This is a genomic window from Mesorhizobium sp. M7A.F.Ca.US.002.01.1.1 (genome assembly GCF_004022955.1).
GTDB lineage: Bacteria > Pseudomonadota > Alphaproteobacteria > Rhizobiales > Rhizobiaceae > Mesorhizobium > Mesorhizobium ciceri.
The window spans coordinates 1-869 of record NZ_RZQE01000966.1 but is presented as its reverse complement, the minus strand read 5'-3'; the positions used below and the strand labels follow the sequence as shown (position 1 = coordinate 869).

Below are 869 nucleotides of genomic sequence, written 5' to 3'. Positions count from 1 at the left end.
GACCGGCCGCATGCAACGGCCGCCTGCATGGAGCGGGCTGCTCTGGGTGTCTGCGTATGCCTGCAGGAGAAGCTGAATGAATCGCATGTTCACCAATCAATGGCCCTCGATGACGGACCAGCAGGCTTCCGCCGGCCAAGAGTTCATTGGGCTCTCCGACATTACCGAATTTCTGCGCCGCTACGCTGGAACTATCATTGCCTGCCTTGCCATGGCTCTCTTGTTGGCGGGGTTTTACAATTCGAGCACCGACCCAACTTTCATCGCCAGCGCGCAGATTCTGATCGAGCCGAAATTGCCGCAACACCTGCAGGAGGGCGGCGAAGTGGATCTGTCACTGGATACTGCCCAGGTGGAAAGCCAGATCGCTGTAATGCAGTCGGAAAAAATCGCAGCGATGGTGCTCGACCAGTTGAAACTCGTCGACGATGCGCAGTTCAATCGTTCCCAGTCTCCGACTTTGCGGGACAGATTGACGAAGACCGGAGCTGTCCTGCTTGACGCCTTAGGGCTGCGGAAAAGCGCCTGGCTGCAGCATTTCGCTCTTAGCGAGCCTGCCGCACCCCCCATGCTGACCGATTTTCAGAAGTTCCGTCGGAGCATGTTGGTTTTCCGCAACGGCCTCGACGTCCGCCGAGTCGGCGTTTCCTACGCGATTGACATATCCTTCACCTCTCCTGATCCCGAGGGCGCAGCCAGGATTGCGAACGCCACGGCCGATGCCTTCGTACGTGAGCAGATCGAAACCAAGACTGACGCAGCCAAGGAAGGAGGCGCGTGGCTGGAAATGCGGCTTCAGCAGCTGCGAACTCAAATGAATGAGGCCATGGCAAAAGCGCAGCAGTTCCGGTCACGGCACGACTACAGCG

At 58.3% G+C, this 869-nt stretch carries 1 protein-coding gene; it reads left to right on the top strand.

Going from position 1 to position 869, the window contains the following annotated elements; all coding sequences use genetic code 11:
* Positions 1-76 precede the first annotated feature (76 nt).
* Positions 77-869, top strand: a 793-nt coding sequence (locus tag EN932_RS37095; RefSeq protein WP_245483416.1) for a Wzz/FepE/Etk N-terminal domain-containing protein, incomplete at its 3' end; no start/stop codon positions are given.